Annotated in this window: 23 protein-coding genes; 9 read left to right on the top strand and 14 right to left on the bottom strand. The window is 72.6% G+C overall.

The features are described from left to right. Positions 1-248: 248 nt before the first annotated feature. From ureG to ACIRS4_RS21705, 3 genes are all read left to right on the top strand, one after another. Complete coding sequence (gene ureG / locus ACIRS4_RS21715; RefSeq protein ID WP_404198320.1) at positions 249-926, top strand: urease accessory protein UreG; 678 nt, start codon at positions 249-251, stop codon at positions 924-926. Position 927: 1 nt separating this feature from the next. Next, positions 928-1683 (top strand): urease accessory protein UreD, encoded by a 756-nt coding sequence (locus ACIRS4_RS21710; RefSeq protein ID WP_404198317.1) that lies wholly within the window; start codon positions 928-930, stop codon positions 1681-1683. 140 nt (positions 1684-1823) lie between these two features. Next, positions 1824-3449 (top strand): alpha/beta hydrolase, encoded by a 1626-nt coding sequence (locus ACIRS4_RS21705; RefSeq protein WP_404198314.1) that lies wholly within the window; start codon positions 1824-1826, stop codon positions 3447-3449. A gap of 73 nt (positions 3450-3522) precedes the next feature. Here ACIRS4_RS21705 and ACIRS4_RS21700 read toward each other — a convergent pair whose 3' ends face one another. The 6 genes from ACIRS4_RS21700 to ACIRS4_RS21675 form a co-directional block, all read right to left on the bottom strand. Beyond that, positions 3523-4245, bottom strand: a complete 723-nt coding sequence (locus ACIRS4_RS21700; RefSeq protein WP_404198310.1) for a lysophospholipid acyltransferase family protein — start codon at positions 4243-4245, stop codon at positions 3523-3525. Between the two features lie 157 nt (positions 4246-4402). Further along, complete coding sequence (locus tag ACIRS4_RS21695) at positions 4403-5635, bottom strand: PP2C family protein-serine/threonine phosphatase (RefSeq protein WP_404198308.1); 1233 nt, start codon at positions 5633-5635, stop codon at positions 4403-4405. Between the two features lie 101 nt (positions 5636-5736). Continuing rightward, a complete protein-coding gene (locus ACIRS4_RS21690) occupies positions 5737-8202 on the bottom strand; it encodes a SpoIIE family protein phosphatase (protein WP_404198306.1) in 2466 nt (821 codons plus the stop codon). A 117-nt stretch (positions 8203-8319) separates the two neighbouring features. Continuing rightward, on the bottom strand, positions 8320-9549 hold the full coding sequence (gene rocD / locus ACIRS4_RS21685; protein ID WP_404198303.1) for an ornithine--oxo-acid transaminase: 1230 nt from the start codon (positions 9547-9549) through the stop codon (positions 8320-8322). Then, a complete protein-coding gene (gene ddaH, locus ACIRS4_RS21680) occupies positions 9546-10358 on the bottom strand; it encodes a dimethylargininase (RefSeq protein WP_404198915.1) in 813 nt (270 codons plus the stop codon). Before ddaH ends, rocD begins: the two co-directional genes overlap by 4 nt. A 167-nt stretch (positions 10359-10525) precedes the next feature. Further along, positions 10526-11029: an Lrp/AsnC family transcriptional regulator gene (locus ACIRS4_RS21675; RefSeq protein WP_404198300.1), complete on the bottom strand. Its 504-nt coding sequence runs from the start codon at positions 11027-11029 to the stop codon at positions 10526-10528. Between the two features lie 103 nt (positions 11030-11132). Here ACIRS4_RS21675 and ACIRS4_RS21670 point away from each other — a divergent pair, with 103 nt between their 5' ends. Genes ACIRS4_RS21670 through ACIRS4_RS21655 form a run of 4 tightly spaced genes read left to right on the top strand, consistent with a single transcriptional unit; the run spans position 11133 to position 15226 of the window. Further along, positions 11133-11882, top strand: coding sequence for a LytR/AlgR family response regulator transcription factor (locus ACIRS4_RS21670; RefSeq protein ID WP_404198298.1), 750 nt, complete (start codon positions 11133-11135; stop codon positions 11880-11882). Between the two features lie 2 nt (positions 11883-11884). After that, complete coding sequence (locus ACIRS4_RS21665; protein ID WP_404198295.1) at positions 11885-12256, top strand: hypothetical protein; 372 nt, start codon at positions 11885-11887, stop codon at positions 12254-12256. Positions 12257-12302: 46 nt separating this feature from the next. Continuing rightward, the gene (locus ACIRS4_RS21660) at positions 12303-14027 is read left to right on the top strand and encodes a cation acetate symporter (RefSeq protein WP_404198293.1); all 1725 of its coding nucleotides are present in this window, start codon (positions 12303-12305) and stop codon (positions 14025-14027) included. Continuing rightward, positions 14024-15226, top strand: coding sequence for a sensor histidine kinase (locus tag ACIRS4_RS21655; RefSeq protein WP_404198290.1), 1203 nt, complete (start codon positions 14024-14026; stop codon positions 15224-15226). Before ACIRS4_RS21660 ends, ACIRS4_RS21655 begins: the two co-directional genes overlap by 4 nt. Here ACIRS4_RS21655 and ACIRS4_RS21650 read toward each other — a convergent pair whose 3' ends face one another. From ACIRS4_RS21650 to ACIRS4_RS21630, 5 genes are all read right to left on the bottom strand, one after another. Next, complete coding sequence (locus ACIRS4_RS21650) at positions 15227-15397, bottom strand: hypothetical protein (RefSeq protein ID WP_130439938.1); 171 nt, start codon at positions 15395-15397, stop codon at positions 15227-15229. It lies immediately after the preceding gene. A gap of 96 nt (positions 15398-15493) precedes the next feature. Next, positions 15494-16444: a cytochrome c oxidase assembly protein gene (locus tag ACIRS4_RS21645; RefSeq protein WP_404198286.1), complete on the bottom strand. Its 951-nt coding sequence runs from the start codon at positions 16442-16444 to the stop codon at positions 15494-15496. Between the two features lie 107 nt (positions 16445-16551). Beyond that, a complete protein-coding gene (locus tag ACIRS4_RS21640) occupies positions 16552-17577 on the bottom strand; it encodes a 6-phosphofructokinase (RefSeq protein WP_130439942.1) in 1026 nt (341 codons plus the stop codon). A gap of 214 nt (positions 17578-17791) precedes the next feature. Next, a complete protein-coding gene (locus tag ACIRS4_RS21635) occupies positions 17792-18520 on the bottom strand; it encodes a type 1 glutamine amidotransferase (RefSeq protein WP_404198283.1) in 729 nt (242 codons plus the stop codon). Positions 18521-18540: 20 nt separating this feature from the next. After that, positions 18541-19779 carry a MurT ligase domain-containing protein gene (locus tag ACIRS4_RS21630; protein WP_404198280.1) on the bottom strand — a complete coding sequence of 413 codons (1239 nt, stop codon included), beginning with the start codon at positions 19777-19779 and terminating at the stop codon, positions 18541-18543. A gap of 156 nt (positions 19780-19935) precedes the next feature. On the opposite strand from ACIRS4_RS21630, the gene def reads away from it, so the two are divergent. After that, complete coding sequence (gene def / locus ACIRS4_RS21625) at positions 19936-20475, top strand: peptide deformylase (RefSeq protein ID WP_404198277.1); 540 nt, start codon at positions 19936-19938, stop codon at positions 20473-20475. An 8-nt stretch (positions 20476-20483) separates the two neighbouring features. On the opposite strand, the gene ACIRS4_RS21620 is transcribed toward def, so the two are convergent. After that, positions 20484-21128, bottom strand: coding sequence for a TetR family transcriptional regulator (locus ACIRS4_RS21620; RefSeq protein WP_404198274.1), 645 nt, complete (start codon positions 21126-21128; stop codon positions 20484-20486). Positions 21129-21309: 181 nt separating this feature from the next. On the opposite strand from ACIRS4_RS21620, the gene ACIRS4_RS21615 reads away from it, so the two are divergent. Beyond that, positions 21310-22536: an acyl-CoA dehydrogenase family protein gene (locus ACIRS4_RS21615; protein ID WP_404198272.1), complete on the top strand. Its 1227-nt coding sequence runs from the start codon at positions 21310-21312 to the stop codon at positions 22534-22536. 125 nt (positions 22537-22661) lie between these two features. On the opposite strand, the gene ACIRS4_RS21610 is transcribed toward ACIRS4_RS21615, so the two are convergent. Beyond that, positions 22662-22898 carry a DUF6213 family protein gene (locus ACIRS4_RS21610; RefSeq protein ID WP_404198269.1) on the bottom strand — a complete coding sequence of 79 codons (237 nt, stop codon included), beginning with the start codon at positions 22896-22898 and terminating at the stop codon, positions 22662-22664. Positions 22899-22923: 25 nt separating this feature from the next. After that, positions 22924-24309, bottom strand: coding sequence for an NADP-dependent succinic semialdehyde dehydrogenase (locus ACIRS4_RS21605; protein WP_404198267.1), 1386 nt, complete (start codon positions 24307-24309; stop codon positions 22924-22926). Positions 24310-24326 lie beyond the last annotated feature (17 nt).

Raw genomic sequence — 24326 nt, 5'->3', positions numbered from 1 at the left:
TCCCCCGAACCGGGGACTGCCGCCCCGGACCCCCGCTTCGGCCCTGGACGGGCCTCGTCCTCGAACTCCCCCAGAGGGGGGACCCCCAGACGGGCTGGATGTCCTGGACGGGATCTGTGTGGAGCCGTCGGACGGGCCGGGTGCCCCGGAGGGGACCTGTGAGCTGCCGCCCGGCGGGCTGGATGTCCCGGACGGAACCTATGTGGAGCCGTCGGACGGGCTGGATCAACGCCTTGGAGGAGTCGTACATGCATCTTGATCGCTCTCATCACGGTCCCGCCGCCGTCAGCGCCGACGCCCGGCGGGCCGACGGGGCTCGCAGGGCCCTGCGGATCGGACTCGGGGGGCCCGTCGGGTCGGGGAAGACCGCAACTGTCGCCGCGCTCTGCCGGGAGCTGCGGGAGGAGTTGGCGCTCGCCGTCGTCACCAACGACATCTACACGCGTGAGGACGCCGAGTTCCTGCTGCGGGAGGCCGTGCTGCCACCCGAGCGGATCACGGCCGTCGAGACGGGGGCCTGCCCGCACACCGCGATCCGGGACGACATCTCCGCCAACCTCGAAGCCGTGGAGGACCTGGAGGACGCGGTCGGGCCGCTCGACCTCGTGCTCGTGGAGTCCGGCGGGGACAATCTCACCGCCACGTTCTCCAAGGGGCTGGTGGACGCGCAGATCTTCGTCATCGACGTCGCCGGCGGTGACGACATCCCCCGCAAGGGCGGCCCGGGCGTGACCACCGCCGACCTGCTCGTCGTCAACAAGACCGACCTCGCGCCGTACGTCGGCTCCGACCTCGCCCGGATGGCCGCCGACGCCAAGGCGCAGCGCGCCGAACTGCCCGTCGTCTTCCAGTCGTTGCGGAGCGGGACCGGGGTGGCCGACGTGGCCGCGTGGGTGCGGACGCGGCTCGCCGCGTGGACGGCGTGACATGAGCGGTGTGCGTGCCACCGCGCGGATCCGGGCGGTGGCGGACGGGCGCGGGGGGACCTCGCTGCCCGTCCTGGAGAGCGACGGCCCGCTCGCGTTGCGCCGCACCCGCGCGGGCTCGGGCGGCGAGGCCCGGGTCGTGCTCGTCGGGGCGATGAGCGGGCCGCTCGGCGGTGACCGCTTCGCGGTCGAGACCGTCGTCGGCAGCGGCGCCCGGCTCCGCGTCGGCTCGGCCGCCGCCACGATCGCGCTGCCGGGCCAGACCAAGGACGAGGCCCGCTACGAGGTACGGATCGACGTCGCCGACGGCGGTGAACTGCATTGGCTGCCCGAGCCGTTGATCTCCGCCCGGGGCAGCGACCTGCACGTCGTCACCCACGCCGACCTCGCACCCGGGGCGCGGCTGGTGCTGCGTGAGGAGCAGGTGCTCGGGCGGGTGGGAGAGGAACCGGGACGGCTCACCAGCCGTCTCGTCGTACGGGTCGGCGGACGGGCCGTGCTCGACCAGGAGTTGGCCTGCGGGCCGGGGGCGCCCGGCGGCTGGGACGGGCCCGCAGTGCTCGGGGACGACCGGGCGGTCGGGCAACTGGTCCTGGTGCGCCCAGAGTTCGAAAATCGACCGGTGCCGGCGCGGATTCTCGGGGACGGCGCCGCGCTCATGCCGCTCGCCGGGCCGGCCGCGCTGGTGACCGCCGTCGCCCCGGACGGGCTGCGTCTGCGGCGGCTGCTGGACGACGCCCTCAACCGCGTTGTCTGACCCGGGCGTTCATCCGTTCAGCGGGCGTGTTTCTCCGGTTATCGGATTGGCAAAGAACGTCGGCGACACCTGTTCCCAGCGGCCTCACAGCCGCGAGGATCCCCCGTGACTGTCACAACTAGGCACGGGGAGATTCCCACTTGAGGGACATACGACCGAACAGGCGGACCGCGGCACTCGGCTCGGCCGGCGCGCTCGTCGCCGCCACGCTGATCGCCGGCGCGGTCGCCGCGCCCACCGCGAGCGCGGCCGGCGCGGTGAGCGGGCAGAGCGCGCAGACCGGTCAGACCGGTCAGGACCGGGAGATGCGCGGCGCCGCCATCGCCGCGGAGCGCGCCGCGGCGGCCGGCGTCGACTGGCGGGACTGCCCCGCCGACTGGGGCCTGGAGAAGCCGATCCAGTGCGGCTGGGTCACCGTCCCGCTCGACTACGCCAAGCCCGACGGCAAGCAGATCAAGCTGGCCGTCGACCGCATCGGCAACACCGGGACGAAGGACGAGCGCCAGGGCGCCCTCGTCTACAACCCGGGCGGCCCCGGCGGCTCCGGCCTGCGCTTCCCGCGCCGGGTCACCACCAAGGCGCCCGTGTGGGCCAACGTCGCCAAGGCCTACGACTTCGTCGGCTTCGACCCGCGGGGCGTCGGCAAGTCCGCGCCCATCTCGTGCGCCGACCCGACGGAGTTCGTCAAGGCGCCCAAGGGCGACCCGGTCCCCGACAGCGAGGCCGACAAGCTCGCCCACATCAAGCTCGCCCGCGAGTACGCCGAGGGCTGCGCCGAGCGCAGCGGCGAGATGCTGCCCCACATGACCACGCCGAACACCGTGCGCGACATGGACGTCATCCGCGCCGCGCTCGGCGAGAAGAAGCTCAACTTCCTGGGCGTCTCCTACGGCACCTACCTCGGGGCCGTCTACGGCACGCTGTTCCCGGGCCACGTCCGCCGGATGATCGTCGACAGTGTCGTCGACCCGTCCAAGGAGAAGATCTGGTACCAGGCCAACCTGGACCAGGACGTCGCCTTCGAGGGCCGCTGGAAGGACTGGCAGGACTGGGTCGCCGCCAACGACGCGACCTTCCACCTCGGCGCCACCCGCGACGCCGTCCAGGCCAAGTGGCTCTCCCTGCGCGCCGCCGCCAAGAAGAGCCCCATCGGCGGGGTCGTCGGCCCGGCCGAGCTGATCTCCTTCTTCCAGAGCGCCCCGTACTACGACTCCTCGTGGATCCCGGTGGCCACCGTCTTCAGCAAGTACGTCGCCGGTGACACCCAGGCCCTCGTCGACGCGGCGGCCCCCGACCTCACGGACACCGCCGGCAACGTCACCTCCGAGAACAGCAACGCCGTCTACACGGCCGTCGAGTGCGCCGACGCCAAGTGGCCGACGAACTGGCGGACGTGGAACCGGGACAACACCCGGCTGCACAAGGACCACCCGTTCATGACCTGGGCCAACGCCTGGATGAACCTGCCCTGCGCCTTCTGGCCGGCCAAGCAGCAGACCCCGGTGAACGTCAAGAGCCACAAGGACCTGCCGCCGGTGCTCATCGTGCAGTCCGAGCGGGACGCGGCCACTCCCTACGGCGGCGCCGTCGAACTGCACAAGCGCTTCGAGGGTTCGCGCCTGATCACCGAGAAGAACGCCGGCTCCCACGGTGTGACCAGCCTGGTCAACTCCTGCATCAACACCCGGGTGGACGCCTACCTCCTCACGGGCAAGCTGGACGGCGCGGACGTGACCTGCGCCCCGCACGCCACGCCCAAGCCGTAAACGCCGCTTGCGGACAGTGAAGGGGGCGGCCCGGAGTGATCCGGGCCGCCCCTCTTCCGTGCTCGACGCCCCGTCAGCTCAGCGGCAGCCGAGGGAACTTGCGCGCCTTCTCCTTCGCCTCGGCCTCCTCCGCCTTGACCACCGCGGCGTACTGGTCGACGTACTCCTGCTCGGACAGCGTCAGGATCGCGTACATGATCTCGTCGGTGATCGCGCGCAGGACGGCCTTCTCGTTCTCCATGCCGGCGTAGCGGGAGAAGTCGAGGGGCTCGCCGAAGCGGATCGCCACCGGGCGGATGTTCGGGATCACCTTGCCGGGCGGCTGCGCCTCGAAGGTGCCGATCATCGCGCACGGCACGACCGGCACCCCCGCCTTCAGCGCCATCACCGCGACGCCGACCTTGCCCTTGTAGAGGCGGCCGTCGTGCGAGCGAGTGCCCTCGGGGTAGATGCCCAGCAGCTCGTCCTTGCTCAGCACTCCCAGCCCCTCACGGATCGCCGCCTGCCCGGCCTCCTTGCCGGAGCGGTCGACGGGGATCTGCCCCGCGCTGCGGAAGAAGGCCGCCGTGAGCCGGCCCTTGATCCCGGGGCCCGTGAAGTACTCGGCCTTGGCGAGAAACGTGATGCGCCGCTTGAGGATCGCCGGCATGAGGAAGTGGTCGGAGAACGACAGGTGGTTGCCCGCGACGATGGCCGCTCCCGAGTCCGGCACGTGCTCGAGGCCTTCGATCCGCGGCCGGAAGACCAGTCTCAGCAAGGGGCCCAGCAAGACGTACTTGAGCACGTAGTAGAACAAGGTTGCTCCTCACTCCGGCGGATCGGCGGGATGGCCGCCTGACCAGGGTCCTGCTCAGGGGCGCCGCCCAGCAACCCCGGGGAGCCGCGGGAGGCGACGAAGCGACCCGGCGAGCGCGCGAACTGCACATGCGTGCCCGGCGTCGACCGCCGCCGGTTCACAGACGCACGATCACCAACGCCGTGTCGTCCGTCGCGCCTCCGTGGGGCAGGAGTTCCAGGAGCACCGCGTCGGCCAGGGTCTCGGGGTCGTCGGCGCGGTGCCGGGCGAGGGAGTCGGCGAGGCGGGTCAGGCCGATGTCCAGGTCCTCGTGGCGGCGCTCCACCAGGCCGTCGGTGTACAGCGCGAGGGTGGCGCCCGGGTCGAAGGACGTGGTCGCCTGCGGGCGGGGTACCGGGTCGGGGCGCGCGTCCAGCGGGGGGTCGGTGGCCCGGTCGAGGAACTCCACCCGGCCGTCGGCGTGCACGAGCACCGGAGGGGGATGACCGGCGCTGCTGTAGGCGATGGTGTGATGGTCGAAGTCGATGAACGTGGTGACCGCCGTGGCGGACTCGGCGCCGTCCACGACATGGGCGTACCGGCCGAGGACGTCCAGTGCCTGGGCGGGGCCCACGGCGACCCGGGAGGTGGCGCTCAGGGCGCTGCGCAGTTGCCCCATCACCCCGGCGGCCTCCAGGCCGTGCCCCACGACGTCCCCCACGGACACGCCGATGCGCCGGCCGCCGACCAGGTCCACCAGGTCGTACCAGTCCCCGCAGACGTTGAGCGCGCCGACCGCGGGCCGGTAGCGCACGGCGGCTCCGGGATGACGTACCTGAGTGTGCGCGGGCAGCATCGCCTCCTGGAGGGCGAGGGCCACCTCGCGCTCGCGGGCGTGGGCCAGGCGCAGGCGCTCGTTGAGCTCCTGGAGTTCGCGGGCCCTGGTGTACAGCTCGGCCTCCAGCACCCGGGCCCGGCCGCCGGCCCCGCGGCCGCCGCGGGCGCGGATCAGCTCCGTCACCTCCTCGACGCGGTGCACGACGAGCGCCACCGACCCGTCGGGTCCGATCACCGGCGCGTTGACGGGGCTCCAGTAGCGTTCCTCCCACTCGCCGGGTCGCTCGGGCGACTCGACGTCGTAGCGCTGGAGGGCCATGGCGTCGCGTTCGCCGGTGGCCAGCACGCGGTGCAGCGAGGCCTCCAGGTTGCGCACACCGCTCGCGGCCGGGTCGTTGGGGTTGTCAGGGAAGACCTCGAAGACATGGCGGCCGATCATCTGCTCGCGCCGGCGCCCCGCCACCCGCAGGAACTCCTCGTTGGCGTCGGCGTACACCAGCTGGGGGGTCAGCAGGGCGACCATCCCGGGCAGGGCCTGGAACACCGCCGCGTAGTCGATCTCCGTGTCGCTCATGACCCGTGCCCCATCTGCCGGTTTTGCGTCATTTTCTCATGGGGGCGGGACGCGGGTTGTCCGGCTGAAGAGGACCGGGGCGGCGGACGGGCCGCGCGCCGTCACACGTCGGGCGAGGTCAGGGACTGCTCCGCCCAGATGATCTTCCCCTCGGGGACGAACCGGGTGCCCCAGCGCCGGGTGACCTGAGAGACCAGCAGCAGCCCCCGGCCGCCCTCGTCCGTGGTGCGCGGATGGCGCAGATGGGGTGCGGTGGCGCCGCCGTCGTGGACCTCGCACACCAGCGCCCGCCCGCGGATCAGCCGCAGCCGGATCGGGCCGACGGCGTACCGGATGGCGTTGGTGACCAGCTCGCTGACGACCAGTTCGGTCGTGAACGACAGCTCCTCCAGCCCCCAGTCGGCCAGCCGGCGCGTCGCCGCCTTGCGGGCGTCGGCGACCGCCGCCGGGTCGGCGGGCAGCTCCCAGACCGCGACCCGGTCGGCCGGCAGCCGCCGGGTACGGGCCATCAGCAGGGCCACGTCGTCGTGCGGGCGGTCCGGGACGAGCGCGTCGATCACGGTCCGGCAGCTCAGGTCGAGCGACGCCGCCCGGACCGCCAGGGCCTGCCGCAGCCTGGTCCGGTCCGTGTCGAGCGCCCACCGCTCGCCGTGCCGGGCCATCAGCCCGTCCGTGTGCAGCGCCAGCGTCGTGTCCTCCGGCAGCTCCAGCACGGCCGCCTCGAACGGCGGGCCGCCCACGCCGAGGGGCGGTCCCTGGGGCAGGTCGGCGAAGGTGACCCTCCCGTCGGCCCCGACCAGGGCCGGGGCGGGGTGCCCGGCGGCGGCCATGGCGCACCGCCCGTCCACGGGGTCGTAGACGACGTAGAGGCACCCCGCTCCCACTGTCTGCGCGCCGCCCCCGTCGTCGGCGTCCGCGTCGTCGCCGTCCTCGTGGGCCCGGCTGCCCACCAAATCGTCCAGTCGGGCCAGCACCTCCTCGGGCGGCAGGTCCAGGGCGGCCAGCGTCCGCACGGCGGTGCGCAGCCGGCCCATCGCCGCGGCGGCGTCGATGCCGTGCCCCGGCGCCTCGCCCACGACGAGGGCCACCCGCGCACCCGACAGCGGGATCAGGTCGTACCAGTCGCCGCCGAGGCCGGTCAGCTCGTCGGCCGGCCGGTAGCAGGCGGCCGCCTCGACGGCGTCCTGCCCGGGCAGCCGGTGGGGGAGAAGGTTGCGCTGGAGCGCCAGCGCCGCGTCCCGCTCACGGGTGTAGCGGCGGGCGTTGTCCACGCAGACCGCCGCCCGCGACACCAGGTCCTCCGCGAGGGCGACGTCGTCCTCGCCGAAAGGTTCCTGCGTGCCCCGGCGCAGGAAGGTGGCGACGCCGAGCGTGGCGCCGCGCGCCCGCACCGGTACGACGAGCACGCTGGGCGGTCCCGCGTCACCGGCCACCGCCGGGAGCGCCGGACCCCACGCGCCGTCCTCGTCCATGAGCCGCTCGACGCTCCACGGCTGCCCCGAGGCCAGAACGCGCACGGGCGGCGAGTCCCCGCGGTAGACGACGACCTCGCCACCGGCGGCCCCCGCCGCCGAACCCCCCTGCTCCCCACACGCGCCGCCCGGCCGTCGCCCGGCCCGCCGCAGGGCCACGGACCCGCCGGGCCTCGCCGGCTGCCGCGCACCGGGCTCCGCACCCCGGAACACGGCCTCCAGGAGATCCACGGCGACGGCGTCCGCGAACCCCGGCACCGCCACCTCGGCCAGCTCCTGCGCCGTGCGCCCGATGTCCAGACCGCGGCCGATGTGCCGGCCGGCCCGGTCCAGCAACGCCAGGCGCTGCCGGGCCCGATGGCGGTCGGTGATGTCCACGACCGTGTAGTAGACGCCCATCGGATGGCCGTGCTCGTCGTCGAGCCGGGTGAACGACAGCATGTGCGCCGTCTCCCGGTGCGGAGCGGCGCGCAGCCGTCCCACGTGCTCGTACCCGAGGACCGGCTCACCGGTGTCGAGGACGTGCCGCATCTGCGCCTCCACCGCCCGGGCGTCGAAACCGGGCTGCACGTCGGCCAGCCGCAGCCCGAGCCGCCGCTCGGGCGGCCCGCCCCCGAACCGGCTGAGCGCCGCGTTCGACCACACGAACCGCAGATCGGTGTCGACGACCGCGATGCCCACCGGAGCCCCGTCCACCATCTGCTCCAGCACCGAGCGGTTCATGCTCCAGCCGGGCGCGTCCCCGATCTCGTTGAGCAGCGCCAGCCAGCGGGCCGGGCCGCCGGGCTCGTCGGCCGAGGTGATCCGCGCCATCACCGGCACCGGCTCCTGGTCCTTGCGGCGGGCGGACAGCAGCCCCGCCCACCCGCCGTCGCGACGGCACCGCTCCAGGACGTCCGGCACCCGCCCGGCGTCCCCCGGGGTCAGCAGCCCGGCCAGGTCCTTGCCCACCGCCTCGTCGCCCGCGTACCCCAGCAGGCGCTCGGCGTCCCTGGTCCAACTGGTCACCACACCCCGCGCGTCGAGCAGCAGCGGCGCGGCGTCCGCCACGTCGAACCCCCGACGGGCGACGCCGTCCTCGTCGTGTGAGCCCACGGCTGACCTCTCTGTCGCTGAGAGTGGTCTACCATCTCCGGCCCCCATCTTCACCCTCCTCACCGGCGCCGCAGGCGAGGCGAGAGAAGCGGAAGGTTTCCTTCCGGAGGGGGGCTGTTACGCGAGCACCTTGGCCAGCGCCCCCAGAGCCGCCGTCAGCTCCTCCTCGGTGATCGTCAGGGGCGGGGCCAGCCGGATCGTGGAGCCGTGGGTGTCCTTCACCAGGACGCCCTCCCGCAGCAACCGCTCCCCGATCTCCCGTCCCGTCCCCACCGCCGGATCCACGTCGACCCCCGCCCACAGTCCGCGTGCGCGGAAGCCGACGACGCCCCGCCCGACCAGAGCGGCCAGCCCCTCCCGCAGGACCGCTCCCAGCTCCGCCGCCCGCCGCTGGAACCCGCCCGTCTCCAGCAGCTCCACCACCGCCGTCCCCACCGCCGCCGCCAGCGGATTCCCGCCGAACGTCGACCCGTGCTCGCCCGGACGCAGCACGCCCAGCACGTCCCGCCGGGCCACCACCGCCGACACCGGCACGATCCCGCCGCCCAGCGCCTTGCCCAGCAGCACCACGTCGGGGACGACCCCCTCGTGCTCCACCGCCAGCGTCCGCCCCGTCCGGCCGAGACCCGACTGGATCTCGTCCGCGATGAACAGAGCGTTCGCCCGGCGGGTCAGCTCCCGCACCCCCGCCAGATAGCCGTCGTCGGGGATCACCACGCCCGCCTCGCCCTGGATGGGCTCGATCAGCACCGCCGCCGTCGTCTCGTCGACCGCCTCCTCCAGCGCCGCGAGATCGTTGTACGGCACGATCCGGAAGCCCGGCGTGAACGGACCGAACCCCGACCGCGCCGTCTCGTCCGTCGAGAAGCTCACGATCGTCGTCGTGCGGCCGTGGAAGTTATCCGCGGCGACCACGATCGTCGCCCGGTCCGCCGGCACGCCCTTCACCTCGTACGCCCACTTGCGGGCCACCTTGACGCCGCTCTCGACGGCCTCCGCGCCGGTGTTCATGGGCAGCACCATGTCCAGTCCCGTCAGCTCCGCCAGCCGTTCGGCGAACTCGGCGAGCCGGTCGTTGTGGAACGCGCGGGACGTCAGCGTCAGCCGGTCCAGCTGGCGGTGCGCGGCCTCCACCAGAGCCGGGTGCCGGTGGCCGAAGTTCAGCGCCGAGTAGCCGGCCAGCATGTCGAGATACCGGCGGCCCTCCACGTCCTCCACCCATGCCCCCTCGGCACGGGCCACGACCACGGGCAACGGGTGGTAGTTGTGCGCGAGGACGGGCTCCTCGGCCCGGATCAGCTCGGCGGAGGTGCGCGCGGGGGCGGTGACACGGGCGGGAGCGGTCATGAACGGATCTCCTGAGTGCAGCACTTGATGCCACCGCCGGCCTTCTGGAACTCGGACAGGTCGACGGGGACGGGGACGTAACCGCGCTCCTCCAGACGCGCGGCGAGGGCCTCGGCCCGCGGGGCGATGAACACATGACGGCCGTCGGACACGGAGTTCAGGCCGAACGCGAACGCGTCGTCGCGGGTGGCGAGCACCGCGTCCGGGTACAGCCGCGCCAGCACCGCCCGGCTGCCCGGCGAGAACGCTTCCGGATAGTAGGAGACGTTGTCGTCGTCGAGGACGAACAACGCCGTGTCCAGGTGGTAGAAGTGCGGATCGACCAGCGTCAGGCTGATCACCGGGTGGCCGAAGAACTCCTGCGCCTCCCGGTGCGCCTCCCGGGTCGTGCGGAACCCGGTGCCGGCGAGCACGTACCGGCCCGTCCACACCAGGTCCCCCTCGCCCTCGCACACGGACCGGGGCCGGTGGACCTCGTAGCCCGCCGCCTGGAACCAGGTGTCGTAGTGGGCGGACTCGCCGCGCCGCTCCGGCGCGTGGAACAGCGAGCCGAACACCCGGCCGCCGACGACGACCGCGGAGTTCGCCGCGAAGACCATGTCGGGCAGTCCGGGGGCCGGCTCCACGGAGTCCACGGTGTGTCCGTGGGCGCGGTAGGCGCGGATCAGCGACTGCCACTGCTCCCGCGCGAGGTCGACGTCGACGGGGGTGTCGGGACGCATCCACGGATTGATGGCGTACCGCACGGCGAAGTGTCTGGGTTCGCAGACCAGGAAGCGCCTGGAGCGGGGCGTACGGGCGCCGGTCACGGTGTCGGTCACAGAGGGGTCCCTCCGCTTCACTGTCTCCCAAGGCGTTCGACCGGCGTCGGGCACCGGCGTCGACGTGGGGTTGACACCACGGTAGAAAGCCGGGGGACGCCCGACAAGCGACGAGCGCTGCGTGTCAACGCACGATCACTGCGTGTCGACGCCGTTCAGCGCACTTCTGCTGCGTCGTCCGGGGCGGCGTGGGTGGCACCGGCCTCCGGGCTCTCCGGCAGCAGATGCGACAGCACCATCACACTGATCGTCTTGCGGATGAACGGCTCCACCCGGATCCGCTCCAGCACCTCCTCGAAGTGCTGCACGTCCCGCGCCCGCACGTGCAGCAGCGCGTCCGCGCCGCCCGTCACCGTCATCGCGGCGGTGATCTCCGGATGGTTGCGCACCACCTCCGCCAGCCGCCGCGGCGGCGCGGCCCCCTCGCAGTACACCTCCACGTACGCCTCCGTACGCCACCCCAGCGCCGACGGCTTCACCGTGGCCGTGAACCCCGTGATCACCCCCGACTCCCGCAGCCGGTCCACCCGCCGCTTGATCGCCGTCGCCGACAGTCCGATCGCCGTCCCGATCTCGGCGAAGCTCGTCCGGGCGTTCGCCATCAGCGCGGTGAGGATCTTCCGGTCGAGCTCGTCGAAGAGGGCGGGTCCGCTGTTCATGCGGGGACTGTATCCAGCGCCGACGGCCGGGCACCGCATCCGGCGGACACGTCCACGTCCGGTCCATGTCCAGGCCTGTCGATCGCGCCTAGACTCCACGTCCATGCTGCGTGTCCTCGCCGTCGACGACGAACGTCCCTCGCTGGAGGAGCTGTTGTACCTCCTCGACGCCGACCCCCGGATCGGCAGCGTGGAGGGCGCCGGTGACGCGACCGAGGCGCTGCGCCGGATCAACCGCGCGCTGGAGTCCGGCCCCGGGGGCCCGGAGGCTGTGGACGTCGTCTTCCTCGACATCCAGATGCCCGGCCTCGACGGCCTCGACCTGGCCCGGCTGCTCACCGGGTTCGCCCGCCCGCCGCTGGTCGTCTTCGTCACCGCCCACGAGGACTTCGCCGTCCAGGCCTTCGACCTCAAGGCCGTCGACTACGTCCTCAAACCCGTCCGCAGGGAACGCCTCGCCGAAGCGGTCCGCCGGGCCGCCGAACAGCGCGGCGCGGCCCCCCGCATACCCGTCCACGAACCCGATCCCGACCAGATACCCGTCGAACTGGGCGGCGTGACCCGGTTCGTCGCCGTCGACGACATCACCCACGTCGAGGCCCAGGGCGACTACGCCCGGCTGCACACCGACCGCGGCAGCCACCTCGTGCGGATACCGCTGTCCACCCTGGAGGAACGCTGGCGCGCCCGCGGCTTCGTCCGCATCCACCGCCGCCATCTCGTCGCCCTCGGCCACATAGGCGAACTCCGCCTGGGCGCGGGCACGGTCAGCGTCGTCGCCGGCGGCGAGGAACTCCAGGTCAGCCGGCGTCACGCCCGTGAGCTGCGGGACCTGCTGATGAGGAGGCCGTAGCCGTGCCGCAGGACCCCGCCGAGCGCCGCGTCGTCGTCACCGGCCCGCCCCGCGGCGGCAACCGGCGCGGCCGGCGCGCCGTCGGCTACCACCGCCCGCGCGCCGAGATAGCCGAGCAGACCACCCTCGGCCACACCTACGTCCGCTCCCTCATGCGCACCCAACTGCGTTCCGCCCTCACCGTGTTCGCCGTCCTCGCCCTCCTCGTCGGCCCGCTGCCCCTGCTGTTCGCGGCGCTGCCCGACGCCCGCCGCCTTCAGTGGGCGGTCCTCGGCTTCGGCGTACAGGCCCCGCTGATCCTGCTCGCCCGCTGGTACGTCCGCCGCGCCGAACGCAACGAACGCGACCTGGTGCGCCTGGTCGAGGACCGATGAAGCACCGACACGACCCGCACCCGGGCGACGTGGGGGCCGACGCCCGATGAACCCCACGTTCGCCGTGCCCGCCGTCGCCCTCGTCGTCGTGGCGACCGTCCTCGTCGGCGCCTTCGGTCTGCGCATCTCCCGCACCACCTCCGACTTCTACGTCGCCTCCCGGACCGTCGGCCCCCGCCTCAACGCCGCCGCCATCAGCGGCGAGTACCTCTCCGCCGCCTCCTTCCTCGGCATCGCCGGACTGGTGCTCGTCCAGGGCTCCGACATGCTCTGGTACCCGGTCGGCTACACCGCCGGCTACCTCGTCCTGCTCCTCTTCGTCGCCGCCCCGCTGCGCCGCTCCGGCGCCTACACCCTCCCCGACTTCGCCGAGGCCCGCCTCGCCTCACCGGCCGTCAGACGCCTCGCCGGCGCCTTCGTCGTCGGCGTCGGCTGGCTCTACCTGCTGCCTCAACTCCAGGGAGCCGGACTGACGTTGACGGTCCTCACCGGCGCGCCCGACTCCCTGGGCGGACTGATCGTCGCCGTCGTCGTCACCGCGACCGTCGCCGCCGGCGGCATGCGCAGCATCACCTTCGTGCAGGCCTTCCAGTACTGGCTCAAGCTCACCGCCCTGCTCGTCCCGGCCCTCTTCCTGGTCCTCGCCTGGCAGGGCGACGGCGCCCCCCGGCACGCCTTCGCCGAACCCCCCGCCTTCCGCGAACAGCGGACCGTACGCGTCGACGACACCCTCGACCTCCGTCTGGAGCGGCCCCTCACCGTGACGGTGACAGGGACCGTCGACGGCCGCCGCCACGAGGCCGCCGAGCTCCGCCTCGCCGCCGGCGCCCACCGCGTCGAGCGCGGCACACGCCTCACCTTCCCTGAGGGCTCCGCCGTCCCCGCCGCCGGCCGGGGCGGCGACGGCGGCATGTCCACCTCTCTCGCCGCCGGCCGTGAGGAACGCCCCCTGTACGCCACCTACGGGCTGATCCTCGCCACCTTCCTCGGCACCATGGGCCTGCCGCACGTCGTCGTCCGCTTCTACACCAGCCCGCACGGCGTGGCCGCCCGCCGCACCACCGTCGCCGTCCTCGCCCTCGTCGGCGGCTTCTACCTGCTGCCGCCCCTCTACGGCGCCCTGGGCCGCCTGTACGCCCCGGAACTCGCCCTCACCGGCGACGCCGACGCCGCCGTCCTCCTGCTGCCGGACCGCATGATCGGCGGCCTCGGCGGGGATCTGCTGGGCGCGCTGGTCGCCGGCGGGGCCTTCGCCGCGTTCCTGTCGACCGCCTCGGGCCTGACCATGGCCGTGGCCGGCGTCCTCGCCCAGGACGTACTGCCCGCCCGGGGCGTGGGCCACTTCCGGCTGGGCACCACACTGGCCATGGCGGTGCCGCTCGCGGCGAGCCTGCTGGTCGGCGGACTCCCGGTGGCCGACGCGGTGGGGCTGGCCTTCGCCGTCTCGGCGTCCTCGTTCTGCCCGCTGCTCGTCCTCGGCATCTGGTGGCGGCGGCTGACCCCGCCCGGCGCGGCCGCCGGGATGCTGGTCGGCGGCGGCTCCGCCTTCGCCGCCGTCGCCGCGACCATGGCGGGCCTGCCCGTGACCGGCACCCCGCACGCCCTGCTGGCCTGGCCGGCCCTGTGGTCGGTGCCCCTGGGCTTCCTCACCATGATCCTCGTCTCCCTGGCCACCCCGGCCAGGGTCCCGGCCGGGACGGCGGCGATCCTGGCCCGCTTCCACCTGCCCGAGGAACTGCGCGCCGAGGAACTGCGGGAGGTGCGGGCATGAGCGGCTTCCTCGCCGGCCTGTGCATAGCGATCCTGCCCTTCCTCGCCGCCGGCTTCTGGCTCGGCCGGCGCACCGCCCGCCCGGAAAGCCTCGGCGGCCTCGGCACGCCCGTCGAACACGCCACCTTCCAGACCCTGCACACCGCCTCCCTGGCCGCGCCCCCGCTCAGGGCCGGCCTCACCGAGGAGACCGCCCGCAGATCCGCCCGCCGGCTGCGCACCCTCCTGGGCACCGACGCCCTGTGCCTCACCGACCACCGGCGCGTCCTGGTCTGGGACGGCGTCGGCGCGCACCACCGCCGGGAGATCATGGCCCGGCTGGCCGGCCCGCTGGACACCGGCCGCGGCGAGGCCTTCCCGCTGACCTGCCACGCCCCCGACTGCCCCGTCCGCTGGGCCGTCGTCGCCCCGCTCACCGTGGACGACCGGGTGCACGGAGCCCTCGTCGCCTGCGCGCCCCGCGAGTCCGCCGTCCTCGTCCGCGCCGCCGGCGAGGTGGCCCGCTGGGTCAGCGTCCAGCTGGAGCTGGCCGACCTCGACCGGTCCCGCACCCGGCTCATCGAGGCCGAGATCAAGGCCCTGCGCGCCCAGATCTCCCCGCACTTCATCTTCAACTCGCTCGCGGTGATCGCCTCGTTCGTGCGCACCGACCCCGAACGCGCGCGCGAGCTGCTGCTGGAGTTCGCCGACTTCACCCGCTACTCGTTCCGCCGGCACGGCGACTTCACCACCCTCGCCGACGAGCTCCACGCCATCGACCACTACCTGGCGCTGGTCCGCGCCCGCTTCGGCGACCGCCTCGCCGTCACCCTGCAGATCGCCCCCGAGGTGCTCCCGGTCGCGCTGCCCTTCCTCTGCCTCCAGCCCCTGGTGGAGAACGCCGTCAAACACGGCCTGGAGGGCAAGGCCGGCACCTGTCACATCCGGATCACCGCCCAGGACACCGGCGCCGAGGCCCTCGTCGTCATCGAGGACGACGGCGCCGGCATGGACCCCGACCTGCTGCGCCGCATTCTCGCGGGAGAGGTCAGCCCGTCCGGCGGCATCGGACTGTCCAACGTCGACGACCGGCTCCGCCAGGTCTACGGCGACGACCACGGCCTGGTCATCGAGACCGCGCCCGGGGCGGGCATGAAGATCACCGCACGGCTGCCGAAGTACCAGCCCGGCGTGCACTCCGCCGCCCGCCCCGAGCAGTGATCAGCTCGCGCGCGTCACCACCAGGGCGAGCGTGACCAGTCCGAGCACGACCCAGCCGAACCACAGCCAGCCGTTGCTGCCTAGCGCCACCGTGTAGGCGGTCACCACGACGAGACCGCCGAGGGTGAGCACCCCCATGGTCTTCGTCGAACCGTCCGTGGAACCGGGCATCGCGACACCCTCCTCCGGCACACCCTCCTCAGGGCGTGTCCCCCTCCATGGTGCCCTGGTTCCGGCGCTCATGGTGCGAGGACCCCATGGGAACCCTCAGCCCCGGCGAGCGTTCAAGGAGGCCAGATACGCGTTGTAGGCCTCCAGCTCCTTGTCGCCGTCGCGGTCGGCGGCCCGGTCCTCGCGCTTGGCCTGGCGCTGCTCCGAGCGGTACCACTGGAACAGCAGCGCGATCAGCACCAGCACCGAGGGGATCTCGCTGAACGCCCAGGCGATCCCGCCGGCCGCGTTCTGGTCCGAGAGCGGGTCGACGCCGAGGGAGGCGGGCGGGTTCTCGAACGACTTCACCATCGGCGCGGTCGCCATCATCAACGCGATGCCGAAGAACGCGTGGAACGGCATGCCGGCGAACAGCTCCAGCATCCGCATCAGATAGCCGGGCCGGTTGGGCCCCGGGTCCACGCCCATGATCGGCCAGAAGAACACCACGCCCACGGCGAGGAAGTGCACCATCATCCCGACGTGGCCCGCCTTGGAGCCCATCAGGAAGTCGAAGAGGGGCGTGAAGTACAGCGCGTACAGGCTCGCGATGAACAGCGGGATCGTGAACGCGGGATGGGTGACGATCCGCATGTACCGGCTGTGCAGCAGCATCAGCAGCAGCTCACGCGGCCCCTTGCGGCCCCGGCCCGCCGTCGGCAGCGCGCGCAGCGCCAGCGTGATCGGCGCGCCGAGCAAGAGGAGGATCGGCGACAGCATGCTGATCACCATGTGCTGCACCATGTGCACGCTGAACATGACCATGCCGTAGTCGTTCAGCCGGGTGCACATCATCAGCGCGACGGTCAGCACGCCGGCGACGTACGACACGGTCCGCCCGACGGGCCACGCGTCCCCGCGCCGCCGCAGCCGCAGCACCCCCCACGCGTACAGGCCGAGCCCCACCAGACAGGCGACGAGGAAGAACGGGTCCGCCGACCAGTGAAGACCCCGCCCCAGCGTGAACGGCGGCAGATCCATGGTCGTGCCGTGCCCGCTGTGATCCATTGCGCCGGCTCCTGATTCGTGGGGGGTTCGTACGATTCCAGCCCCCCAAGACTAGAGCTGCCCCCGGCGATCTCCGTCACCGGGGGCAGCTCACACAGGCACCGTGCCTACAGGACGGTCTCCGCCTCCTCGTAGCGCTCGACCGGCACGGTCTTCAGCGTCTCCACGGCCTCCGCCAGCGGCACCATCACGATGTCCGTGCCCCGCAGAGCCGTCATCCGGCCGAACTCGCCCCGGTGCACCGCCTCCACGGCGTGCCACCCGAAGCGGGTCGCGAGCACCCGGTCGTACGCCGTCGGCGTCCCGCCCCGCTGCACGTGCCCGAGGATCACCGGCCGGGCCTCCTTGCCGAGCCGGGACTCCAGCTCGACCGACAGCTGCCGGGCGATCCCCGCGAACCGCTCGTGGCCGTAGATGTCCTTGCCGCCCTCGTCGAAGGCCATGCTGCCCGGCTTCGGCTTGGCGCCCTCCGCGGCCACCACGATCGCGAACCGCTTGCCCGCCTCGAAGCGCTCCCCGACCCGCCGGGCCAGCTCCTCGACGTCGAACGGACGCTCCGGCACGACGATGGCGTGCGCGCCGGCCGCCATGCCGGAGTGCAGCGCTATCCAGCCGGTGTGCCGCCCCATGACCTCCACCACGAGCACCCGCTGGTGCGACTCCGCGGTGGTCTTCAGCCGGTCGAGGGCCTCCGTTGCGACCCCGACGGCGGTGTCGAAGCCGAAGGTGACGTCGGTGACGGCGATGTCGTTGTCGATGGTCTTGGGCACGCCCACGACGGGCAGCCCAGCGTCCGACATCAGCCGGGCCGCCTTGAGCGTGCCCTCGCCGCCGATCGGGATGACGGCGTCGAGGCCGAGCTCCTCGACGTGGCCCTTCGCCCGCTCCACGCCGTCCCGCAGATGGGAGGGCTGGACACGGGAGGAGCCGAGGATGGTCCCGCCGCGGGCGAGGATGCCGCCCACCGCGTCGAGGTCGAGCTTGAGGTAGTCGCATTCCAGGAGGCCTTTCCAGCCGTCCCGGAAGCCGATGACCTCGTCGCCGTGGTCGGCGACGGCGCGGTGCACGACGGACCGGATGACGGCGTTCAGGCCGGGGCAGTCGCCGCCGGACGTGAGGACACCAATGCGCATAGCCCGATAAACCTTCTCCATGGGGGCCGGGTCCGGACCACGCTGTCCGGCTCGATCCCCGCCACCCTAGCGGCAGGAGGGGGCGGGGCCGAAGCACACGTCCGCCTGCTGGACGTGCCCGCTCACCTGTGCGGACGCACCGTCAGACGGGCTGCTGACGCTGCCCCGAAGAGCAGGTGAACACACCGTCGGACAGGTGGCCGCGCGCCGGTGCTCAGGCAGGCTGCTGCGCGGAGGCGATGCGCTCGTCGCGGAGCGCCTCGTACCAGCGGTCGTCGATCGGCGGGAGCGCGTTCACGTCGAGCGCCAGCTTCAGCAGCAGGTCCGCGATGAGCGGGTTGCGCGCCAGCACCGGGCCGTGCATGTACGTGCCGAACACCGTGTCGTTGTACGCGCCTTCGGTGCCGTCGCCCGTGCCGTTGCCCCGGCCGAGCTGCACACGCGCGAACGGGCGGGCCGTGGGGCCGAGGTGGGTGACGCCCTGGTGGTTCTCGAACCCGGTCAGCGGCGGCAGTCCGAGACGCGGGTCGATGTCGCCCAGCACGTCGCCGACGCAGCGCTCGCCCTCCCCTCGCGTGGTGGTGACGTCGAGCAGACCGAGGCCCGGCTCGCGCTGCCCGAGGTCGTTGACGAACTCCTGGCCGAGGATCTGGTAACCGGCGCACACCGCGAACACGATCGCGCCGTTCTGCACCGCCTGGTACAGGTGCCCGTCGCGGCGCAGCCGCTCGGCCGCGAGCCGCTGCGGACGGTCCTCGCCGCCGCCGATCAGGTAGATGTCGCCGGAGGTGGGGATCGGCTGGTCGCTGCGCACGTCCAGTCGCGCCACGTCCAGGCCGCGCTGCCGCGCCCGGCGCTCCACGACCAGGACGTTGCCCTGGTCGCCGTAGGTGCTGAGGAGGTCCGGGTAGATCCAGACGACCCGCAGCTGGTTGTCGCTCATCAAGTGATCGTCCCTCGTGCTCAGTTGCCGACGCGGCGGCGCAGGTCCTGGAAGGCGGTGTAGTTGGCGATGACCTCGATCCGGCCGGGCGGCGCCATCTGCACGGCCTGGTCGATGTCCTCGCACACCTGGAAGTGCTGGTTCGCGACTTCCAGACGCACCGCGAGGTCCAGCTTGCGGTCGCCGATGACGAAGATCGGGTGGCCGGTCAGCCGGGTGTAGTCGACGTCCCACAGCCAGGAGGTGTCGGTGCCGTCGGCGCCGCGCGCGTTCACCGACAGGATGACCGGGGTGGGCGGCGGGTCGATCAGGCTGAACGTCTCGAGCCAGCCGGCCGGGTTCTTCGCCAGCAGCAGCCGCAGGTCGCGCTGCATGAACTGGACGACGTCGTAGCGTCCGGCGACGGCCTGCACCTGGTACATCCGCTCCAGCGCCACCTGCGGCGGCACCCCGAAGACGGCGGCGACGGCGGCCGAGGAGGCGGCGTTGGCCTTGTTCGCGCGGCCCGGCAGCTGGAGATGGATCGGCCAGGCGGAGCCGTGCGGGTCGAGCACGTGGTCGCCGGAGAGCACCCAGCTGGGCGTCGGTCGGCGGAAGCCGCACTCGCCGCAGAACCAGTCGTCGCCCGGACGCTGCATCACACCGCCGCAGGACGGGCAGGACCAGGCGTCGTCCTTCCACATCTGCCCGGCGGCGACCCAGACGACGTTGGGGGAGGAGGAGGCGGCCCACACCACCAGCGGGTCGTCGGCGTTGGCGACGACGACCGACTTGGAACCGGCCAGCCCCTCACGCCAGTTCTCGGCGAGCATGCGGGTCTCCGCGGCGCGGTCGAGCTGGTCGCGGGAGAGGTTGAGCAGGGCGATGCACTTGGGGGCGGTGTCGCGGGCCACGCCCGCGAGGTACTTCTCGTCGACCTCGATGACGCCGTATCTGGCCTCCGAGCCGCCCGCGAGGGCGGAGGTGATGCCGGCCGGCATGTTGGCGCCCAGCGCGTTGGAGACGACCGGCCCCGCGGCCCGCAGCGCCTCGGCGATCAGCCGGGTCGTGGTCGTCTTGCCGTTGGTCGCCGACACCAGGACGACGTCCAGGTTCTGGGCGAGCCGGGCGAGGAGGTCGGGGTCGAGTTTCAGCGCCACCCGGCCGCCGATCACCGAACCGCTGCCGCGCCCTGCGGCGCGGGACGCCGCCGCGACCGCCTTGCCCGCGGTCACCGCCAGCTTGGCCCGCGGCGTGAGCGGGTCCGAGTTGCCTGCCATCAGTTCTCGATCCTCCTTGCGTACGCGCCGCGCTTGAAGCCTGTCGGCACCTGGTAGGTGGTCAGCCTATCGAGATCCAATCGCACTCCCGAATCCCGGCACCGTTCGACGTCACGCACGGCATGCGCGTGTCAGGAAGGACCGTACCCTTGCGCCATGCGACACGGCTCCATCCCGGGCGCCCGAGGGCGGGTCCGGCCCCTCATCCTGCTCGGCGATCCCGTTCTGCGGGAACCCTGCCGGGAGGTCACCGACTTCGGCCCCGAACTCGCCCGTCTGGTCGAGGACATGTTCGCCACGATGTACGCGGCCCAGGGCGTGGGCCTGGCGGCCAACCAGGTGGGGGAGTCCCTGCGGGTGTTCGTCTACGACTGCCCGGACGACGACGAGGTCCGCCATCTGGGCCATGTCGTCAACCCGCGCCTGGTGGAGGCGGACGGGCTCGTGTTCCGCGGCCCGGAGGGCTGTCTGTCCCTGCCGGGTCTGGAGGCGGGCACCGAGCGCCACGACCACGCCGTGGTCGAGGGCTTCACGGTGACGGGCGAGCGCCTGCGCGTCCACGGCACGGGATTCTTTGCCAGATGCTTGCAACACGAGTGCGACCACCTGGACGGCACGGTGTACGCGGACCGGGTCACGGGATGGCGCGGGCGCAGGCTGACGCGTCAGGTGGCGCGGGCCTCCTGGCGTGGGTGAAGGTCAGGTCAGAAGCCGGGGCCGCCGACCCTGTCCCCCGCGGCGGCCAGCCGGCCCCACAGCAGGTCGGCGAGGCTGCGCACCAGCTCGGCCCGGCTGCACGGCCGCTCGCCGAGCCACCAGTCGCCCGCCGCGTGCATCATCCCGACGATCCCGTGTCCCCAGACGCGGGCGAGCTGCTGGCTCCCGGGTCCGAGGTCCAGCCGGTCCTCGATGACCTGGGCCAGCTCCTCACCCATCCGCCGCAGCAGCGGAATGGAATGCTTGCCGACGTCGAACCCCTGGTCACCGCCCTGGCCGGCGTCGGCCGGGTGCATCAGGAACCGGTACACCTGGGGCCGGGCCTCGATCGCCGCGAGGTAGGTGTCCAAGGTGGCCTCGACCCGGTCCCGGCGCTCGGCGGGCGCGTCCAGCGCGGCCCGCAGCGAGTCCAGCAGCGCGTCCGTGTGCCGTTTGGCCAACGCCGCGTAAAGTCCGCCCTTGTCGCCGAAGTGGCGGTAGAGGATCGGCTTGGTGATGCCGGCCTCGGCGGCGATCGCGTTCATCGAGGCCTGCGGGCCGTCACGCAGCACCACCCGGTCCGCGGCCTCCAACAGCTCCCGCCTCCGGCGGTCGGCGGATCGCTGCTGCTCGGTCCGCTGCGTGGTGTCCATGATCTCTCCCCACCCGTGCTGTTTCGATGGCGCCTGCGCAAACTAACACCTGACAGCAGCCTGACATCGAACGGGCTGACGGGCGGTCGTCAGGAGTTGACTTTTACTACCGACCGGTAACACACTCCTGTTACCGCAAGTAACACGCACGTCAAGGCGTGCGGCCGCCGCTGGAGGGGTCATGGCCGAGTTCACCATGGAGCTCAACGACGAACAGAAGGAGGTCCGCGACTGGCTGCACGGGTTCGCCGCCGACGTCATCCGCCCCGCGGCCGCCGAATGGGACGAGCGTGAGGAGACTCCCTGGCCGGTCATCCAGGAAGCCGCCAAGGTCGGCATCTACTCCCTCGACTTCTACGCCCAGCAGTACTTCGACCCCACCGGCCTCGGCATCCCCATGGCCATGGAGGAGCTGTTCTGGGGCGACGCGGGCATCGCCCTGTCCATCGTCGGCACCGGCCTCGCCGCCGTGGGCGTCCTCGCCAACGGCACCGAGGAGCAGATCGGCACCTGGATTCCCCAGATGTACGGCGACGCCAGCGACGTGAAGGTCGCCGCCTTCTGCTCCTCCGAGCCCGACGCCGGCTCGGACGTGGCCTCCATGCGCACGCGTGCCGTGTACGACGAGGCCAAGGACGAGTGGGTGATCAACGGCACGAAGACCTGGGCGACCAACGGCGGCATCGCCAACGTCCACGTGGTCGTCGCGGTGGTCGACGCCGAGCTGGGCTCCAAGGGACACGCCTCCTTCATCGTCCCGCCGGGCACGCCCGGGCTGTCCCAGGGCCAGAAGTTCAAGAAGCACGGCATCCGCGCCTCGCACACCGCCGAGGTCGTCCTGGAGAACGTGCGCGTCCCCGGCTCCTGCCTCCTCGGCGGAAAGGAGAAGCTCGACGAGCGGCTGGCGCGCGCCCGGGAGCGGGCCAGGGCGGGCGGCGAGCGGGTGAAGAACGCGGCGATGGCCACGTTCGAGGCCTCGCGGCCGGCGGTCGGCGCGATGGCCGTCGGCACCGCCCGCGCCGCGTACGAGGTCGCCCTCGACTACGCGAAGACGCGCGAGCAGTTCGGCCGCCCGATCATCGACAACCAGGGCGTCGCCTTCCAGCTGGCCGACATGGCGACCTCCGTCGACGCGGCGCGGCTGCTGGTGTGGCGGGCGTCCTGGATGGCGGTCAACGGCAAGCCGTTCAAGGCGGCCGAGGGCTCCATGTCCAAGCTGTTCGCGAGCGAGACGGCGAAGAAGGTGACGGCGCAGGCCGTCCAGATCCTCGGCGGCAACGGCTACACGCGGGAGTACCCGGTGGAGCGGATGCACCGGGACGCGGCGATCTACACGATCTTCGAGGGCACCAGCGAGATCCAGCGGCTCGTCATCGCCCGGACGTTGTCCGGCGTGCCGATCCGGTGACGCCGGGGGCGGATCTGCGCGATGCGGTCCGCGGGCCGGTGGGTGGCTGATCGCGCAGTTCCCCGCGCCCCTTGAGCAGGTGCACTGCACGTACCTGAGGGGCGCGGGTCTGCGTCGATGTGCGGCTACGCAGTGGTCCCGCTGCTGTGGGCGATGCACGCCACGTCGATGCGGTCCGCCAGCTTGGCCAGTTCGATGGTCAGCGCGGCGACGGTGTCCTCGTCCAGCCCCTCCGCGCCCGCCTCGACGAGGTGCAGCCACCGCCCGCCCAACGTGCGGAGCAGCTTGCTCACGTCGGCCGCGGACACCTGCAAGGTCCCGCGGTCGTCGACGATCAGAGGCAGGGTCACTTCGCGGTTCACACCCGGGATCGTAGCCGCGCGAGCGTCACGCACCGTGCCAAACCGTGGTGATGTTGCAGAACTCCCGGATTCCGTGCCCGGACAGCTCACGGCCGTATCCGGACCGCTTCACGCCCCCGAACGGGAACGCCGGGTGGGACGCGGTCATGCCGTTGACGAACACCCCGCCCGCCTCCAGATCCCGGACGAACCGGTCGACGTCGGCCTCGTCGCGGGTCCAAACGTTGGAGCTCAGGCCGAACGGCGAGTCGTTGGCGAGGAGCACCGCCTCGTCGAGGTCGCCGGCCCGGTACAGCGTGGCCACCGGCCCGAACGCCTCCTCGCGGTGGATGCGCATCTCGCGGGTGACGCCGGCGAGGACGGTCGGCGGGTAGTACCAGCCGGGGCCCTGCGGCCGTTCTCCGCCGCACAACGCCGTCGCGCCGCCGCGCCGCGCGTCGTCCACGAGCTCCTCCAGGTCGTCGCGCCCGCTCTCGCTCGCCAGCGGACCGACCTCGGTGTCCTCCTCCAGCGGATCGCCGACCTTCAGCGCCCTCATCCCCTCGGCGAAGCGCTCGGCGAACCGGTCGTACACGTCCGTGTGGACGATGAACCGCTTGGCGGCGATGCACGACTGCCCGTTGTTCTGCACGCGCGCGGTGACCGCGACCTGGGCGGCCCGGTCCACGTCCGCGGACGGCATGACGACGAACGGGTCGCTGCCGCCCAGCTCCAGCACCGTCTTCTTGATCATCTGCCCGGAGGTGGCGGCGACGGCGCGTCCCGCGGGCTCGCTGCCGGTGAGGGTGGCCGCCTTGACGCGATCGTCGCGCAGGATGTCGTCGACCGCGCCCGAGCCGATCAGCAGGGTCTGGAAACAGCCCTCGGGGAAGCCGGCCCGGTGGAACAGGTCCTCCAGATACAGCGCGGTCTGGGGGACGTTGGAGGCGTGCTTGAGCAGGCCCACATTGCCCGCCATCAGCGCGGGCGCGGCGAAGCGGACCACCTGCCACAGCGGGAAGTTCCACGGCATCACCGCGAGGACGGGCCCGAGCGGCCGGTAGCGGACCAGGGCGCGGGAGCCGCCGGAGTCCGTCACGTCCGCTTCGGCCGGCTCCTCGTCGGCGAGCAGGCCCTCCGCGCGCTCGGCGTACCAGCGCATCGCCTTGGCGCACTTCGCGGCCTCCGCGCGGGCCTGCTTGACCGGCTTGCCCATCTCGGTGGTCATCACCCGGGCGATCTCCGGCGCGTCCTCGTCGAGGAGGTCGGCGGCCCGGTTCAGCAGCCGGGCGCGCTCCGCGAACGCCGTCGTGCGGTACGTGCGGAACGTGGCCTCGGCGAGCTGGAGCCGGCGTTCGAGCTCCTCCTCGCCCATGGCCTCGTACGTCTTGAGCGTCTCGCCGTTCGCCGGGTTCACCGTCGCGATGGGCATGACCGACCTCCTGGAAT

The sequence above is a fragment of the Streptomyces sp. NPDC101166 genome (assembly GCF_044768125.1).
Taxonomy (GTDB): Bacteria; Actinomycetota; Actinomycetes; order Streptomycetales; family Streptomycetaceae; genus Streptomyces.
The sequence above is the reverse complement of the archived record's forward strand: the minus strand, read 5'-3'. Positions and strand labels throughout refer to the sequence as shown.

Coding starts and splice junctions, on each gene's coding strand:
- ACIRS4_RS21645 (WP_404198286.1), bottom strand. CDS start 16,444: ATGGATCACAGCGGGCACGGCACGACCATGGATCTGCCGCCGTTCACG.
- ACIRS4_RS21640 (WP_130439942.1), bottom strand. CDS start 17,577: ATGCGCATTGGTGTCCTCACGTCCGGCGGCGACTGCCCCGGCCTGAAC.
- ACIRS4_RS21615 (WP_404198272.1), top strand. CDS start 21,310: ATGGCCGAGTTCACCATGGAGCTCAACGACGAACAGAAGGAGGTCCGC.
- ACIRS4_RS21620 (WP_404198274.1), bottom strand. CDS start 21,128: ATGGACACCACGCAGCGGACCGAGCAGCAGCGATCCGCCGACCGCCGG.
- def (WP_404198277.1), top strand. CDS start 19,936: ATGCGACACGGCTCCATCCCGGGCGCCCGAGGGCGGGTCCGGCCCCTC.
- ACIRS4_RS21605 (WP_404198267.1), bottom strand. CDS start 24,309: ATGCCCATCGCGACGGTGAACCCGGCGAACGGCGAGACGCTCAAGACG.
- rocD (WP_404198303.1), bottom strand. CDS start 9,549: ATGACCGCTCCCGCCCGTGTCACCGCCCCCGCGCGCACCTCCGCCGAG.
- ACIRS4_RS21695 (WP_404198308.1), bottom strand. CDS start 5,635: ATGAGCGACACGGAGATCGACTACGCGGCGGTGTTCCAGGCCCTGCCC.
- ACIRS4_RS21670 (WP_404198298.1), top strand. CDS start 11,133: ATGCTGCGTGTCCTCGCCGTCGACGACGAACGTCCCTCGCTGGAGGAG.
- ACIRS4_RS21710 (WP_404198317.1), top strand. CDS start 928: ATGAGCGGTGTGCGTGCCACCGCGCGGATCCGGGCGGTGGCGGACGGG.
- ACIRS4_RS21650 (WP_130439938.1), bottom strand. CDS start 15,397: ATGCCCGGTTCCACGGACGGTTCGACGAAGACCATGGGGGTGCTCACC.
- ACIRS4_RS21675 (WP_404198300.1), bottom strand. CDS start 11,029: ATGAACAGCGGACCCGCCCTCTTCGACGAGCTCGACCGGAAGATCCTC.
- ACIRS4_RS21660 (WP_404198293.1), top strand. CDS start 12,303: ATGAACCCCACGTTCGCCGTGCCCGCCGTCGCCCTCGTCGTCGTGGCG.
- ureG (WP_404198320.1), top strand. CDS start 249: ATGCATCTTGATCGCTCTCATCACGGTCCCGCCGCCGTCAGCGCCGAC.
- ACIRS4_RS21635 (WP_404198283.1), bottom strand. CDS start 18,520: ATGAGCGACAACCAGCTGCGGGTCGTCTGGATCTACCCGGACCTCCTC.
- ACIRS4_RS21655 (WP_404198290.1), top strand. CDS start 14,024: ATGAGCGGCTTCCTCGCCGGCCTGTGCATAGCGATCCTGCCCTTCCTC.
- ACIRS4_RS21630 (WP_404198280.1), bottom strand. CDS start 19,779: ATGGCAGGCAACTCGGACCCGCTCACGCCGCGGGCCAAGCTGGCGGTG.